13 protein-coding genes are annotated in these 15022 nt (G+C 62.0%); 11 read left to right on the top strand and 2 right to left on the bottom strand.

Annotated elements, in window-relative coordinates:
- Positions 1-102: 102 nt before the first annotated feature.
- Positions 103-2322, bottom strand: coding sequence for a primosomal protein N' (locus PSH73_RS01755; RefSeq protein WP_198830453.1), 2220 nt, complete (start codon positions 2320-2322; stop codon positions 103-105).
- A gap of 202 nt (positions 2323-2524) precedes the next feature.
- Between PSH73_RS01755 and rpmE the strand changes: the two genes are divergently transcribed.
- The 3 genes from rpmE to PSH73_RS01770 all read left to right on the top strand — a co-directional run bounded on the left by rpmE (position 2525) and on the right by PSH73_RS01770 (position 5027).
- Complete coding sequence (gene rpmE, locus PSH73_RS01760) at positions 2525-2755, top strand: 50S ribosomal protein L31 (RefSeq protein WP_198830452.1); 231 nt, start codon at positions 2525-2527, stop codon at positions 2753-2755.
- Between the two features lie 14 nt (positions 2756-2769).
- Positions 2770-3576, top strand: a complete 807-nt coding sequence (locus tag PSH73_RS01765; RefSeq protein ID WP_170059436.1) for a thermonuclease family protein — start codon at positions 2770-2772, stop codon at positions 3574-3576.
- A 182-nt stretch (positions 3577-3758) separates the two neighbouring features.
- Entirely contained in the window at positions 3759-5027 is a 1269-nt protein-coding gene (locus PSH73_RS01770) for a malic enzyme-like NAD(P)-binding protein (RefSeq protein WP_057958076.1), read from the top strand.
- A gap of 211 nt (positions 5028-5238) precedes the next feature.
- Here the strand turns inward: PSH73_RS01770 and PSH73_RS01775 are convergent, their stop codons facing one another.
- A complete protein-coding gene (locus tag PSH73_RS01775) occupies positions 5239-7680 on the bottom strand; it encodes a penicillin-binding protein 1A (protein WP_370694598.1) in 2442 nt (813 codons plus the stop codon).
- 220 nt (positions 7681-7900) lie between these two features.
- Between PSH73_RS01775 and pilM the strand changes: the two genes are divergently transcribed.
- The 8 genes from pilM to PSH73_RS01815 all read left to right on the top strand — a co-directional run bounded on the left by pilM (position 7901) and on the right by PSH73_RS01815 (position 14991).
- The gene (pilM, locus tag PSH73_RS01780; RefSeq protein WP_057958078.1) at positions 7901-8554 is read left to right on the top strand and encodes a type IV pilus biogenesis protein PilM; all 654 of its coding nucleotides are present in this window, start codon (positions 7901-7903) and stop codon (positions 8552-8554) included.
- Positions 8554-9105 (top strand): PilN domain-containing protein, encoded by a 552-nt coding sequence (locus tag PSH73_RS01785; protein ID WP_169989265.1) that lies wholly within the window; start codon positions 8554-8556, stop codon positions 9103-9105. The genes pilM and PSH73_RS01785 overlap by 1 nt, the downstream gene beginning before the upstream one ends.
- Positions 9102-9722, top strand: a complete 621-nt coding sequence (locus tag PSH73_RS01790) for a type 4a pilus biogenesis protein PilO (RefSeq protein ID WP_252117358.1) — start codon at positions 9102-9104, stop codon at positions 9720-9722. Before PSH73_RS01785 ends, PSH73_RS01790 begins: the two co-directional genes overlap by 4 nt.
- Positions 9719-10234: a pilus assembly protein PilP gene (locus PSH73_RS01795; RefSeq protein ID WP_170044447.1), complete on the top strand. Its 516-nt coding sequence runs from the start codon at positions 9719-9721 to the stop codon at positions 10232-10234. The genes PSH73_RS01790 and PSH73_RS01795 overlap by 4 nt, the downstream gene beginning before the upstream one ends.
- A gap of 69 nt (positions 10235-10303) precedes the next feature.
- Positions 10304-11635, top strand: coding sequence for a type IV pilus secretin PilQ (locus tag PSH73_RS01800; RefSeq protein WP_305462678.1), 1332 nt, complete (start codon positions 10304-10306; stop codon positions 11633-11635).
- 4 nt (positions 11636-11639) lie between these two features.
- A complete protein-coding gene (aroK, locus tag PSH73_RS01805) occupies positions 11640-12158 on the top strand; it encodes a shikimate kinase AroK (protein WP_057437234.1) in 519 nt (172 codons plus the stop codon).
- 147 nt (positions 12159-12305) lie between these two features.
- A complete protein-coding gene (gene aroB / locus PSH73_RS01810) occupies positions 12306-13406 on the top strand; it encodes a 3-dehydroquinate synthase (protein WP_057958082.1) in 1101 nt (366 codons plus the stop codon).
- 10 nt (positions 13407-13416) lie between these two features.
- A complete protein-coding gene (locus PSH73_RS01815) occupies positions 13417-14991 on the top strand; it encodes an SPOR domain-containing protein (RefSeq protein WP_057958083.1) in 1575 nt (524 codons plus the stop codon).
- The last annotated feature ends 31 nt before the right edge of the window (positions 14992-15022 follow it).

Here is a 15022-nt window from a genome sequence, read left to right on the forward strand (position 1 = left end):
CTTGCCAACCATCAAGGTCGGTTACTGGACCTGCGGGCCTCATCGCGGGCAAGCCCACCGTTCAAAATGTAGGCTGGCTTGCCGGCGATAGCGATTTACCTATCAGTACAAATCCACCGGATCGACATCCAACGACCATCGCACCTGTCGCCCGCTGGGCATTTGCTCCAGAGCAAGCAACCAGCTACTTAATAGCCGATGCAGCGGCGCGCGGGCGGTGGCTTGCAACAGGAGCTGTGCGCGATAACGCCCGGCGCGGCGCTCCATCGGTGCAGGCACAGGGCCCAGCAACTCGATGCCGCTCAGACCCAGCTCGCCGAGCAAACGTTCAGCCGCGCTGCACGCTTCATCCAGGAAATCTTCGGCCTGCCCCGGTTTATGGGCCTCGGCGCGCAACAGCGCGAGGTGCGCAAAGGGGGGCAAACCGGCGGAGCGGCGCTCGCTCAAGGCCTGCTCGGCGAAGGCGAAGTAGCCTTGTTCTGTCAGTTGAATCAGCAATGGGTGGTCGGCCAGGTGGGTCTGGATGATCACCTTGCCAGGCTCTTCGGCACGCCCGGCGCGGCCTGCGACCTGCACGATCAGCTGCGCCATGCGTTCGCTGGCGCGAAAGTCCCCGGAGAACAGGCCGCCATCGGCATCCAGGATCGAGACCAGGGTCACGCGGGGGAAGTGATGACCTTTGGCAAGCATCTGCGTACCCACCAGGATGCACGGCTGGCCTTTCTGGATCGTGGCGAACAGCTGGTTCATTGCATCCTTGCGCGACGTACTGTCGCGGTCCACCCGCAGTACCGGGAAGTCCGGGAACAGAATCCCCAGGCGCTCCTCGGCGCGCTCGGTGCCGGCGCCTACCGGCCGCAGGTCGACTTTGCCGCATTGCGGGCAGTGGCGTGGCACTCGCTCCACATGGCCGCAATGGTGGCAGCGCAACTCGCCGGAGCGCTGGTGCACCGTCATGCGCGCATCGCAGCGGTTGCACTCGGACATCCAGCCGCAGTCATGGCACAGCAGGGTCGGCGCAAAGCCCCGGCGGTTGAGGAACACCAGCACTTGCTGGCCGGCCGCCAGGGTCTGGCCAATGGCTTGTTGCATCGGCCCGGAAATACCGCTGTCCAGTGGCCGGCTTTTCACATCCAGGCGCAGGAAGCGCGGTTGCTTGGCGCCGCCCGCGCGCTCGTTGAGGCGCAGCAGGCCGTAGCGCCCGGTGTAGGCGTTGTGCAGGCTTTCCAGGGAGGGGGTGGCCGAGCCAAGCACAATCGGGATGTTTTCCTGGCGCGCACGCACCAGGGCCAGGTCGCGGGCGTGGTAGCGCAGGCCTTCCTGCTGCTTATAAGAGCCGTCGTGTTCTTCGTCGATGATGATCAGGCCGGGGTTTTTCATCGGCGTGAACAGCGCCGAGCGGGTGCCGATAATAATGTCGGCCTCGCCGTCCCGGGCGGCGAGCCAGGATTCCAGGCGTTCGCGGTCGTTGACGGCCGAGTGCACCAGGGCGATCCGTGCATTGAACCGTTGCTCGAAGCGCGCCAGGGTCTGGGGGCCGAGGTTGATCTCGGGGATCAGCACCAGTGCCTGCTTGCCGGCTTCCAGGGTTTCGCGGATCAGTTGCAAATAGACTTCGGTCTTGCCGCTGCCGGTGACACCGGCCAGCAGGAACGCGTGAAAGCTGTCGGCACCGGCACTGATGGCCTCAAAGGCCGCGCGTTGTTCCGGGTTCAGCGGCAATTCCGGTTGGGCCAGCCAGTGTTCATGGCGTTCGCCGGGGGCGTGGCGGCGGATTTCCACTTGCACCAGCTCCTTGGCCAGCAGCAGGTCGAGGCTGTCCTTGCTCAACATCAGCTTGCTCAGCAACTGGTGAGCAACGCCATGGGGATGCTGCGCCAGGGTGGCCAGGGCCTCACGCTGGCGCGGGGCGCGGGCGATGCGTGGGTCGTCCAGGCGCGCGCCGGGGGCCATCGACCAGAAACGCTCCTGGCGGGCCTCGGCCAACTCGCCCTGGCGCAACAGCACCGGCAAGGCCCAGCTCAAGGTATCGCCCAGGCTGTGCTGGTAATACTGGGAGGTCCACAGGCACAGCTTGAACAGCGACGCCGGCAGCGGTGGCGTGGCATCGAGGATGGCCAGGGCCGGCTTGAGCTTTTCTGCCGGCACTTCGCTGTGGTCCGCCACCTCGATCAGAATCCCGATCATCTCCCTTCGGCCAAACGGCACGCGCACGCGCATCCCCGGCTGCAACTGCGACCGCACGACACCCGCAGGCGCCCGATAATCGAACAGACGGCGCAGGGGCGAGGGCAGGGCGAGGCGCAAAATGGCGTCGGGCACGCGGGAGGTTCTCATATGGCAGGCGGTGGAGAAGGGCGCGAGCCTAGCAGACCCGCAGGGGAGTGTCCTGCCACAGTTTCTGATGAAAGGGGGCATGGCGGCGCTTGCGCGTTTAAAAAGCTCTGGTAGAATCCGCGGCCTAATTACGTGCGGTATTCGACAATAGTGTCGAGTGGCGGCACGCTAGCCTGAGGAAGACACCATGAAAGCCGATATCCATCCAGCGTACGAAACCATCCAAGTTACTTGCAGCTGCGGCAACAAGTTCGAAACCCGTTCGAACCTGTGCAAGCCACTGGGCACTGACGTATGCAACGAGTGCCACCCGTTCTACACCGGTAAGCAGAAGACTCTGGATACTGGCGGCCGTGTACAGCGCTTCGCCGACCGTTTCGGTGCTTTCGGCAAGAAAGCTCCAACTGCTGCAGAGTAAGGTTCGAAAGCCTGATGGGCTTTTACCTGCTTATGAAGAAGGCGTCCCTTGCGGGCGCCTTTTTTGTGCCTGCGATCTGGCTGTCGGCCGCTCAGGCCGAGGTGTTTTGCCCTGCGCCTGCGGCGGTCAGCACCTTCGAGGTACAGCGCGTGGTGGATGGCGACACCGTCCGTCTCAAGGACGGGCGCAGTGTGCGCATGATCGGCGTCAATGCGCCTGAGACCGGCAAGAAAGGCCGCCCGGACGAGCCGTTCGCCGTGGCTGCGCGCCAACGCCTGCAAGGCTTGGTGGATGCCAGCGACGGTCGGGTCGGGGTCGTGCCAGGTCGCGAGGGCAAGGACCGTTATGGGCGAACCCTGGCCCATCTGTATGGGGCCAACGGCGCGAATCTGGAGGCCCAACTGCTCGCCGAGGGGCTCGGGTTCCTGGTGGCGGTGGCCCCCAATGTCGACCTGGTCGCCTGCCAGCAAGCTGCCGAGCGCAGTGCGCGCGCAGCCAGGTTGGGCCTGTGGCGTCAGTCGCCTGTGCAAAAAGCCGGGCAAATCCAGCAGTCGGGCTTCGCCGTCGTCAGCGGTCGCGTGAGCAAGGTCGAACGCAATCGCGGCGGGATCTGGATCGAACTGCAGGACTCCTTGGTATTACGGGTTGCACCCAATCTGGTCGGGCAATTCGACAATGCCCTGCTCAAGCGCCTGCAAGGCCAGGATATCGAGGCCCGTGGCTGGGTGTTGGATCGCTCGCGGCGTGGCGGCCTGAAAAGTGGCCAGGCGCGCTGGCTGCTCCCCTTGACCGATCCCGGCATGCTGCAATTGGCACAATAAGAAAAATTGTAGACATTTTTTCTGTCGATTGTGAACAGTTGTAGGCCTTGTATCCCGTGGCTCTTGGCCGAAAGTCGTAGGGCAGGGCCCTTGACACCGGTGACTACCCAGTCTTGTAGGGACTTTGCGAGGCGAGTATCCTCGGCGGTCCGTCGTCCAACAGTAAAAAGCGGAATGCCGATATGTCTGATTTGAAAACTGCCGCTCTCGAATATCATGCCCATCCTCGTCCAGGAAAGCTGAGTGTCGAGCTCACCAAAGCCACTGCTACCGCACGCGACCTGTCGCTGGCGTACAGCCCCGGTGTAGCCGAGCCCGTGCGTGAAATCGCCCGCGATCCTGAACTGGCCTACAAATACACCGGCAAGGGCAATCTGGTTGCAGTGATTTCTGATGGCACCGCGATTCTCGGCCTGGGTAACCTCGGCCCATTGGCTTCCAAGCCAGTGATGGAAGGCAAGGGTGTACTGTTCAAGCGCTTTGCCGGCATCGACGTATTCGACATCGAAGTCGACTCCGAAAGCCCGCAAGCCTTCATCGACACCGTCAAGCGCATCTCCATCACCTTTGGTGGCATCAACCTGGAAGACATCAAGGCACCTGAGTGCTTCGAGATCGAAAAGGCCCTGATCGAACAGTGCGACATCCCGGTATTCCACGATGACCAGCACGGCACCGCGATCGTTACTGCGGCCGGCATGATCAACGCCCTGGAAATCGCTGGCAAAACCCTGTCCGACGCGAAAATCGTCTGCCTGGGCGCTGGTGCAGCGGCTATCTCCTGCATGAAGCTGATCGTGAGCATGGGCGCGCGCCTTGAAAACATCTACATGGTCGACAGCAAGGGCGTGATCCAGTCCGAGCGTACCGACCTGAACCAGTACAAGGCGATGTTTGCCCACCCGTCCTCCAAGCGCACCCTGGCTGACGCACTGGATGGTGCTGACGTGTTCGTTGGCCTGTCCGGCCCGAACCTGCTGAGCGCTGAAGGCCTGAAGTCCATGGCGGCCAACCCGATCGTGTTCGCCTGCTCGAACCCTGATCCGGAAATCGCCCCGGAACTGGCACACGCCACCCGTAACGACGTGATCATGGCCACTGGCCGTTCGGACTACCCGAACCAGGTCAACAACGTACTGGGCTTCCCATTCATCTTCCGTGGCGCCCTGGACGTTCGCGCCAAGCGCATCAACGAAGAGATGAAAGTGGCTGCCGCCAACGCCCTGCGTGAACTGGCCAAGCTGCCAGTGCCTCAGGACGTATGCGACGCCTACGGTGGCGCCAAGCTGGAATTCGGCCGTGAGTACATCATTCCAAAACCAATGGATAAGCGCCTGATCACCGTGATCTCCGATGCCGTGGCCAAGGCCGCCATCGAGACAGGTGTGGCAACCCTGCCGTATCCGAAGAACTACCCGCTGCAAAGCGTGGATGATGTGTTCAACGGCTAAGCCGTTGTAGCGCACCAACAAAAAGCCCCGGCTCTTGCGAGTCGGGGCTTTTTTTGTGGCTGCAAAACGGGGGAGTGTGCACCGTCCAATGTGGGAGCGGGCTTGCCCGCGAAAGCAGTGGCTCAGTCAACATCAATGTTTGCTGGGCCGACGTCTTCGCGGGCAAGCCCGCTCCCACACAAAACCGCTCCCACAGTTGGATCTGTGTTTATCAGAACAAGTCGATCGGCGCAGATTCATCCGCCGGCAACGGGCTGCCCGGTGCCACGCCATTGCCCAGTTCATTCATCGACGGCGGCGTGTCTTCGCTCTTGAACAGTTCAAAGTACGCATTTGGCGTGCCCGGTGCGGCGGCGCGGCCGCTGATCGGGTCGATGCGCAGGCTGAGGATGCCTTCCGGCTCGGCCTGGGTGTGGGCCGGCTTGTCCTTGAGGGCGCCGCCCATGTAGCTCATCCAGATCGGCAGGGCGACGGTGCCGCCGTATTCGCGGCGACCGAGGCTTTCTGGCTGGTCGTAGCCGGTCCAGACGGTGGTGATGTAGTCGGCGTTATAACCGGAGAACCAGGCGTCCTTGGATTCGTTGGTGGTACCGGTCTTGCCCGCCAGGTCCGTACGGCCCAGGGCCAGGGCGCGGCGGCCGGTGCCGCGCTTGATCACGTCCTGCAGCATGCTGGTGAGAATATAGGTGGTGCGGCCATCGACAATCCGCTCCGCCACCGCTGGTGCGGCTGGAGCCGGCGTGGCATCAGTGGGTGCAGCACCGGGTGTCGGTTCGATGGTGATACCGCTGTTGGCCGGTGCAGCCAGGCCATCGCTGGCGGCGACGCCGTTGGGCACGCTCGGTGGGTTGGCGACAAACAGTGTGTCGCCGTTGCGGCTTTCGATCTTGTCGATCAGGTACGGCGTGACTTTGTAGCCGCCGTTGGCAAACACACTCCAGCCGGTGGCGATCTCCATTGGCGTGAGGGTCGCGGTGCCCAGGGCCAGGGACAGGTTTGGCGGCAGGTCCTGCTTGTTGAAGCCGAAGCGGGTCATGTAGTCGATGGTCTTGCCCACGCCCATCGCCTGCAGCAAGCGGATCGACACCAGGTTGCGCGACTTGTACAGCGCCTCGCGCACGCGGATCGGACCGAGGAAGGTATTGGTATCGTTCTTCGGACGCCAGACCTTGTCCAGGTACTCGTCGACAAACACGATAGGCGCGTCGTTGACCAGGCTGGCGGCGGTATAGCCGTTATCCAGCGCGGCACTGTAGACAAACGGTTTGAAGCTGGAGCCCGGCTGGCGCTTGGCCTGGGTGGCGCGGTTGTAGTTGCTCTGCTCGAAGGCGAAGCCACCGACCAGGGCGCGGATCGCACCGTTCTGCGGGTCCAGGGAGACCAGGGCGCCCTGGGCGACCGGGACCTGGCTGAATTTCAGGCTGTCGTCCTTCTGGCGCTGCACGCGGATCAGGTCGCCGACCTGGGCCACATCAGATGGCTGCTTGGGCATCGGCCCCATGCTGTTGGTGTTCAGGAAAGGGCGGGCCCACTTCATGCTGTCCCACGCCACATGTTCTTCGCCGCTGCGGGTCAGGACCTGCACGCCATCTTTTTTAACCTGGGTGACGATGGCCGGATCCAGGCCGCTGATGGAGCGCTGCTTGCCCAGTTCAACCGTCCAGGCGCTCAGGGTCTTGCCTGGCAGGCGCGATTCCGGCCCACGGTAGCCGTGGCGCTGGTCATAGGCGATCAGGCCCTCATGCACCGCGTGGTTGGCGATTTCCTGCAAGTTGCTCGGAATGGTCGTGGTGACACGGAAACCTTCGGTGTAGGCATCGCTGCCATAGCGGCCGACCATTTCGGCGCGGGCCATTTCGGCGATATACGGCGCGCTGACCTCGGGCGTCGGCACGTGGTAGCTGGCATTCAACGGCTCGGCCACTGCGCTTTCATAGGCGCTCTGGTCGATCTTGCCCAGCTTGTACATGCGCCCCAGGATCCAGTCGCGACGCTCCTTGCTGCGGGCCGGGTTGGCCAGCGGGTTAAAGCGTGACGGGGCCTTGGGCAGGCCGGCAATCATTGCCATTTGTGCCAGGCTGGCATCACGAATCGACTTGCCGTAGTACACCTGGGACGCTGCCTCGATCCCATAGGCCCGATTGCCCAGGTAGATCTTGTTGACGTACAGCTCAAGGATTTCGTCCTTGGTCAGTTGGCGTTCGATCTGCAGCGCCAGGAGGATTTCCGTGGCTTTGCGCGAGAAGCTGCGCTCGCTGGTGAGGAAGAAGTTCTTCGCCACCTGCATGGTGATGGTGCTGCCGCCCGATTGAATGTGTCCGCTTTTTACCAGCTGCGTGGCTGCACGCACCAGGCTGCTGGGGTCCACGCCATAGTGGTTGGCAAAATTATCGTCTTCGGCCGATAACAGGGCATTGATGAAATTGGGTGGAATGTCGGCGAAACGGATCGGGGTGCGGCGCATTTCGCCGAACTCCGCGATCAGTTTTTCATCGCTGCTGTAGACCCGCAAAGGAATCTGCAACTGGATACTTCTCAGGGCCTCTACCGAGGGCAATCCCGGACTAAGGTAGAGATAGGCGCCGCTGAACACGAGCAGCAGCCCGCAAACGATAGCGACGAAGGAGTACCCGAAAAACTTCAGCAGACGAATCAAGGCTTTTGGATTTCCAGAGAAAAGAATGGGTTAGGTGTCGGGATAGGCATGACTAAGGATGTATCGACCCGACCTGCAGATAAAAAGCGGGAAAAAACGCTGGGCATTAAAGCATTTTTCGCCTCGGGGCGTCATGGGCGCCGCTCAACCGAGCCGACCGAATGCATCAAGCCCGGAACTGACCAGCCCTGAGACAGGCAAAGCTTTAGGGAGTTTTATGAGAAAGGGATTTTTCAGGCAAAAAGCCGATACCGTGCTGGGTGTGGACATCCAGGACAGCGGCGTGAAGGTTCTTGAGCTGGCCCGCGCCGGCGATGGCTATGCAGTGCACGCGTATGCGAGCCAGGCTTTACCGGGGCATGCGGTAGTCGACAGTAATATCGTTGATCTGGAGGTTGTCGCGCAGACCCTTTCCAAGGCATTGTTCCGGGCGCAGACCCAGGTCGCCCATGCGGCGGTTGCCGTGGCGGGCCCTTCGGTGATCAGCCGGGTGGTTGCGCTGGAGGCGGGGCTTGAAGCAGGCGAGATGGAGCAGCGCCTGCGCTGCGAAGCTGACCAGTACATTCCTTATCCGTTGGATGAGGTTGCAATAGATTTTCAGGTCCAGGGCCCATCGAGTCGTGAACCCGGTTATGTTGATGTGCTGCTTGTGGCATGCCTCAAGGAGCAGGTAGAAGCGCGCGAAGCGGTGTTGGCCATGGCCGGCCTGGTTGCTCGAGTAGTGGATGTAGAGGCGTTTGCCCTGGCGCGGATGACCGATCAGGTGGTCGCCCGGATAGCGCCGGGGAGTGGGATCAATAGTGCACAATGGGCTGCTGATGCCCAGGGATTGCGGGTCGCCTGCGGTTTGGCCCTCAGGAGTTTCGATTGATGACAAGAATCAACCTTTTACCCTGGCGTGAAGAACGCGCTGAGCGCCGTCGCAAATTTTTCCTGATTTTCCTGTTGGCAATTACCACTATTGCCTTGGTCGCCGTCTGGCTGGCCGACCGGGTCATCGACCGCGCGATTGATCGGCAGGTGGCTCGTAACAACCACTTGAGCAAGCAAGTCACGGTATTGGATTCGCGTATCAAGACCATCGACGAACTGCGTGAGCAGCGTCAGCAACTGATGGAGCGGATGAAGGTGGTCGAAGACCTCCAGGGCCATCGCACATCGGGCCAGGAGTTGCTCGACCAGTTGGCCCGCGCCATGCCAGATGGGGTTCAACTGAGCGAGGTCAGCGTCAGTGGCACATCGGTGGAGGTCACTGGTACGGCGGTGTCCAGCGATGATGTCACCCGGCTGATGCGTAGCCTGGAAGCCTCCAATACCCTGCGTGCGCCTAATCTGCGCCATGTACGGGCCGAGGAGGGCGGTGCGGGCAGCGCCTTCCAGTTGATGGTGGACCATGGGGAGCATCAGGAGACGCCGCGGTGAGCCTTGGGTCCAGCCTGTCAGGGCTGGCACTCCCGCAACTCTCTACGCTGTACCGCAACACCGCCCACTGGCCGTTGGCTGGCCGGATTGTGGTGGGCGCGGTGCTTGCCTTGCTGGTGCTGATGGTAGGGAATGCTGTCTACCTGAGCAGCGCGCGCGAGGTTCTGCAGCGTCACGAAGCGGGAGAGATAAGCCTGCGCCAGCAGTTTGCGGCCAAAGCCCGGCAAGCCGCGCAGCATGACGGCGTGGTGCGCGAGCTTGAAAGCCTGCGCACCGCCTTCACTGAACAGTTGCGCCAAATGCCGACGCTGAGGCAAATGCCCGGCCTGCTGGACGACTTCACTCGGCTGGGGCAGCTCAGCGGGGTGCTGGTGGAGCAGCTCAGTGTGCTGGATGAGCACGTGCAGCCGGTGTTCGTCGAGCGGCCGATGCAGCTCAAGCTGGTCGGCACCTATCATGACCTCCTGGCCTTCGTCAGTGGCGTGGCCGGGTTGCCGCAGATCGTTACCCTGCATGACTTTGTCATTCGCCCTGCGGATCCCCAGGGCGGCGCATTGCTGAGCCTGACGATGCTCGCCAAGACCTACAGGTACAGCGACCAGGGAGCATTGCCATGAGCCGTCTCAAGGTTGTGGGCCTGGGCCTGGTATTGCTTGCTGGATGCGACAGTGACCCGCAGTTGCAGGCACTGAATGACGAGTTGCAAACGATTCGCCAGCAAGCGCTGCCTATGGCGGATGAGGTGCCCGTGGCGAGACCGGGGCCACGGTTTGTCTCCAGTTCGCCACCCCTGCGTGACCCCTTCCAGCCGCCGGACCAGCCCGCCAGTCGTCCTACCGGCAAGCCTGGAGCTGCGCCGGACCTCGACCGCCCCCGGCAGTTTCTCGAAGGGTTTGCCGTGGATCAGTTCCAGATGGTCGGCACCCTGTCGCTGGGCGCGCAGACGTTTGCCCTGCTACGCGGCGCGGCGGGTGTTCATCGCCTGGCGGTGGGGGATTACCTGGGGACTGATCATGGGCGCGTCGTGGCGATCCATGAGGGGCAGTTGGAGCTGGTCGAGCTTTTCCCCGATGGTGAGGGCGCCTGGCTTGAGCGTCCGCGCACTTTGGTATTGAACGTGAACTCATAACGGAAGCAAAAAATGAAAAGGATTATTTCGTCCTTCGGTGTGGCGCTATGGATAGCGTTCACAGCACCGATGACTGAGGCTGTGCCCAAGCGAATCGACCTGATTCAATTGCCTCCTCCCGGTAGTTCGCCCTTGAACACTGCGCGTGGCCCATTTACCGGCAACAGGCTGTCCCTCAACTTTCAGGACATTGAGGTGCGCGCCGTCTTGCAGCAGATTGCCGATGTGGCCGGGCTCAACCTGGTGGCCGGTGATGATGTGCAAGGCTCGATAACCCTGCGCCTCAAGGATGTGCCGTGGGACCAGGCCCTGGACCTGGTGTTGCAGGCCAAGGGCCTGGACCGGCGGGTGACCGCCAACGTGCTGCTGGTGGCCCCGGCCGAGGAACTGGCCGCACGGGAGTTGCTGGCCCTGGAGTCGCGCAAGTTGATGACCGAGCTGACGCCACTGCGTCGGGAGCTGCTGCAAGTCAATTACGCCAAGGCGTCTGAGCTGGCCAAGCTGTTCCAGTCGGTGACCGGGCTTGAGGGGGCGACCGATGAGCGCGGTTCGGTGACGGTGGATGACCGCACCAACAACATCATCGCCTACCAGACGGGCGAGCGCCTGGAGGAGCTGCGGCGCATCGTCAGTCAGTTGGATGTGCCGGTACGCCAGGTGATGATCGAGGCGCGGATAGTCGAGGCCAATGTCGACTATGACAAAAGCGTGGGGGTGCGCTGGAGCGGGTTGCTGCGCAATAAAGGTAATTGGAGTGGGGGTGGGGTCGATAAAAAACCGTCCGGTGAGGGCGAGTCGCCCGATAGCTCACCGTTCGTTGACCTGGGCGTGGTCAGCCCGAACTCCGGCCTGGGCATTGCCTTTATCACCGATAACGTGCTGCTGGACCTGGAACTCACGGCCATGGAAAAAGGCGGCAATGGCGAAGTGATTTCCCAACCCAAGGTGGTCACCTCCAACAAGGAAACCGCGCGGATTCTCAAGGGCACCGAGATTCCTTACCAGGAAGCCACGTCTGAGGGGGCGACCTCGGTCTCGTTCAAGGAAGCCTCGCTGTCCCTGGAGGTGACGCCGCAAATCACCCCCGATGACCAGGTGATCATGGAGGTTCGGGTGACCAAGGATGAGCCCGACTACCTGAACAAACTCAACGATGTGCCGCCGATCAAGAAGAACGAGGTCAACGCCAAGGTTCTGGTCAGGGACGGCGAGACCATCGTCCTCGGTGGGGTTTTCTCCAAAAACCAAAGCAAGGTGGTAGATAAAGTGCCATTTTTGGGCGATGTGCCGTATCTTGGCCGCCTTTTCCGGCGTGATGTGGTTGCCCAAAGAAAATCCGAGCTGCTGGTATTCCTGACTCCGCGTATTATGAATAACCAGGCGATTGCTGTGAGTCGTTGATTCTGTGCGAAATTTGATTCTTGTAGGGCCGATGGGGGCTGGAAAAAGCACCATCGGCCGTTTGCTGGCCAAAGAGCTGCGCCTGCCATTCAAAGACTCCGATAAGGAAATTGAATTGCGCACGGGCGCCAATATCCCGTGGATCTTCGATAAGGAAGGCGAGCTGGGCTTTCGTGATCGCGAGCAGGCAATGATTGCCGAGCTGTGCGGCTGCGATGGCGTGGTATTGGCCACCGGCGGCGGCGCCGTGATGCGCGAGGAAAATCGGCGGGCGCTGCATGCTGGCGGTCGGGTGATCTATTTGCATGCGTCGGTCGAGCAGCAGGTCGGGCGCACCGCACGTGACCGCAACCGGCCATTACTGCGCACCGCCAACCCCGAGAAAACCCTGCGGGACTTGCTGGCGCTGCGCGATCCGCTTTATCGGGAAATCGCCGATCTGGTGGTGGAAACCGATGAACGGCCACCGCGCATGGTCGTAATCGACATTCTCGAGCGCCTGCAGCAACTGCCGCCCCGTTAAGGCCAGGGCCGAAATGCGCTATCCTCGGCAGCGCGTTACAGCCGTCCGAGGTGTGGCGTAGAGCCATCAGGCAGCGTCCGATCTCGACGGTGCCGACAACGTTAATACAGGGCAGGATGCCTGCTTCCATCTTCAGCGCGGGGACACATGCAGACACTTAAGGTCGATCTTGGCGAGCGTAGCTACCCGATCCATATTGGCGAGGGTTTGTTGGACCAGCCCGAGTTGCTCGCGCCGCACATTGCCGGGCGACAAGTGGCGATCATCTCCAACGAGACCGTGGCGCCGCTCTACCTTGAGCGCCTGAGTCGCAGCCTTGCGGCGTATTCGGTGATCTCGGTGATTCTTCCCGACGGCGAAGCCTTCAAGAACTGGGAAACCCTGCAGCTGATTTTTGACGGCCTGCTCACCGCGCGCCACGACCGGCGGACCACGGTAGTGGCCCTTGGTGGCGGCGTGATCGGCGACATGGCCGGTTTTGCGGCGGCCTGTTACCAGCGTGGTGTGGACTTTATCCAGGTGCCGACCACCCTGCTGTCCCAGGTCGATTCGTCGGTGGGCGGCAAGACCGGGATCAACCATCCCCTGGGCAAAAACATGGTTGGCGCGTTCTACCAGCCCAATGCTGTGTTGATCGACACCGCTACCCTCAACACCTTGCCGCCCCGCGAGCTGTCGGCGGGCCTGGCGGAAGTCATCAAGTACGGGTTGATCTGCGACGAGCCGTTCCTGACCTGGCTTGAAGAGCACGTCGATGCCTTGCGCAACCTGGATCAGGTGGCGCTGACCGAAGCTATCTCCCGCTCCTGCGCGGCCAAGGCGCTGGTGGTCAATGCCGACGAACGTGAGTCTGGTGTGCGTGCCACCTTGAACCTGGGCCACACCTTCGGCCATGCGATTGAAACTCACATGGGCTATGGTGTCTGGTTGCATGGAGAGGCCGTAGCGGCTGGCACAGTGATGGCGTTGGAGATGTCGCAACGCCTGGGCTGGATCAGTGTCCAAGAGCGTGATCGCGGTATCCGCCTGTTCCAGCGCGCCGGGTTGCCGGTCATCCCCCCTGAGGAGATGACCGAGGCTGATTTCCTTGAACATATGGCGATAGACAAAAAAGTGATCGATGGTCGTTTGCGTCTGGTGCTGTTGCGCCGAATGGGCGAAGCGGTAGTGACCGACGATTATCCGAAAGAGATTCTACAGGCCACGCTGGGAGCGGATTACCGCGCCCTGGCCCAGCTGAAAGGTTAACCAGATCCCGATGACTAGTTTGCATGCCGACGAGGCTTTCCTCGGCCATTACCAGTTGAGCCACGACCCTTTTGCGCCACGGGTTCCCGGTTTCAAGTTTTTCCCTGCGCAGCGCAAGCCGGTGCTCGGGCAGTTGCATCACCTGGCGCGCTATAGCCAGTTGCTGCTGGTGGTCACTGGCCCCCTGGGCAGCGGCAAGACTTTGCTGCGCCAGGCCCTGGTGGCCAGCACCAACAAGCAATCGGTGCAGAGCGTGGTGGTTTCCGCCCGTGGTGCCGGCGATGCGGCAGGCGTGCTGCGCCAGGTTGCCCAGGCGCTGGACGTGGCGAATGCCGAGCCCACCGCCATTCTCAAGCAAGTGGTGCAGTTGGGCCTGACCGGCCAGGAAGTCTACCTGCTGGTGGACGATGCCGAGCAGCTCGACGAGTCCGCCCTGGAAGCGTTGCTGGCCCTGGCGGCGGGTACGCCGGAAGGTCGTCCCCATGTCTTCCTGTTCGGTGAGGCGTCGCTGATTGCCGATCTGGAGCAGCTCAGTGGCGAGCAAGAGCTGTTTCACGTCATCGAATTGCAGCCCTACGAAGAAGAAGAAACCCGCGAGTACCTGGCCCAGCGCCTTGAAGGTGCCGGCCAGGGCATCGAACTTTTCTCTGCCCAGCAGATCTCTGATATTCACGAAAGCTCCGACGGCTGGCCTGGCACCATCAACCAGGTTGCCCGCGATGCAATGATCGAAGCCATGATTGCCAGCCGCTCTGCGGTTAAGCGTCCAAAGATGGGGTTCACCATGCCGAAGAAACACGTACTGGCGATTTCTGCCGTTGTCGTGGTTGCCGTAGCCGCCGCCTGGTTGATTCCTGGCCGCAGCAAGGCACCGACCGCACCAGGCGCGCCTACCGAGCAGGCACAACTGCCACTGGGCAAGCCCACCACCAATGGCGCACCTGCCGTTGAGTTTGCCGGTTCCGGCCAGCCTACCAACCTGCCGATGGTTGGCCAGCCGGTCATGCGTGGCCCGTTGGCAGAAGAGGCCGGCGCCATCTCCGAAGGCGACGACGGTGTACCGGTAGAAGGCTCCAGCGCCACGCCGCCGACCGTTACCACCGTAGCTCCGCCACCTGGTGAAACAGCCAGCCCGGCACCTGTGCCGGCGGCCAAGCCAACGCCTGCGCCGACCCAGGTTGCCACCGCCAAGCCAGCCCCGGCGCCAGTGGTCAAGCCGACGCCAGCCCCGGTGGCCAAGCCCGCGCCAGCCGCCAAGCCTGCTGAAAAACCGGTGACCGTGGCCAAGGCAGCTGCCGGCAGCGGCTGGTACGGTAGCCAACCGGCCAAGAACTATGTGGTGCAGATCCTCGGCACCAGCTCCGAAGGCAACGCCCAGGCGTTCGTCAAAGAGCACGGCGGCGAGTACCGTTACTTCAAGAAAGTGCTCAACGGCAAGCCTCTCTACGTGATCACCTACGGCAGTTTCCCGAGCCGTGCGGCTGCCGATTCCGCTATCAAAGCCTTGCCAGCGAAGGTCCAGGCTGGTAAACCTTGGCCTCGCACTGTTGCCAGCGTTCAACAAGAACTCGCAACAACTCGCTGAAGAACCGGCGACCTTACCCAGGTCGCCCTCC

The sequence above is a fragment of the Pseudomonas sp. FP2294 genome (genome assembly GCF_030687625.1).
Classification (GTDB): domain Bacteria; phylum Pseudomonadota; class Gammaproteobacteria; order Pseudomonadales; family Pseudomonadaceae; genus Aquipseudomonas; species Aquipseudomonas shahriarae.

Coding starts and splice junctions, on each gene's coding strand:
- rpmE (WP_198830452.1), top strand. CDS start 2,525: ATGAAAGCCGATATCCATCCAGCGTACGAAACCATCCAAGTTACTTGC.
- PSH73_RS01765 (WP_170059436.1), top strand. CDS start 2,770: ATGGGCTTTTACCTGCTTATGAAGAAGGCGTCCCTTGCGGGCGCCTTT.
- PSH73_RS01770 (WP_057958076.1), top strand. CDS start 3,759: ATGTCTGATTTGAAAACTGCCGCTCTCGAATATCATGCCCATCCTCGT.
- pilM (WP_057958078.1), top strand. CDS start 7,901: ATGAGAAAGGGATTTTTCAGGCAAAAAGCCGATACCGTGCTGGGTGTG.
- PSH73_RS01785 (WP_169989265.1), top strand. CDS start 8,554: ATGACAAGAATCAACCTTTTACCCTGGCGTGAAGAACGCGCTGAGCGC.
- PSH73_RS01795 (WP_170044447.1), top strand. CDS start 9,719: ATGAGCCGTCTCAAGGTTGTGGGCCTGGGCCTGGTATTGCTTGCTGGA.
- PSH73_RS01800 (WP_305462678.1), top strand. CDS start 10,304: ATGACTGAGGCTGTGCCCAAGCGAATCGACCTGATTCAATTGCCTCCT.
- aroB (WP_057958082.1), top strand. CDS start 12,306: ATGCAGACACTTAAGGTCGATCTTGGCGAGCGTAGCTACCCGATCCAT.
- PSH73_RS01815 (WP_057958083.1), top strand. CDS start 13,417: ATGACTAGTTTGCATGCCGACGAGGCTTTCCTCGGCCATTACCAGTTG.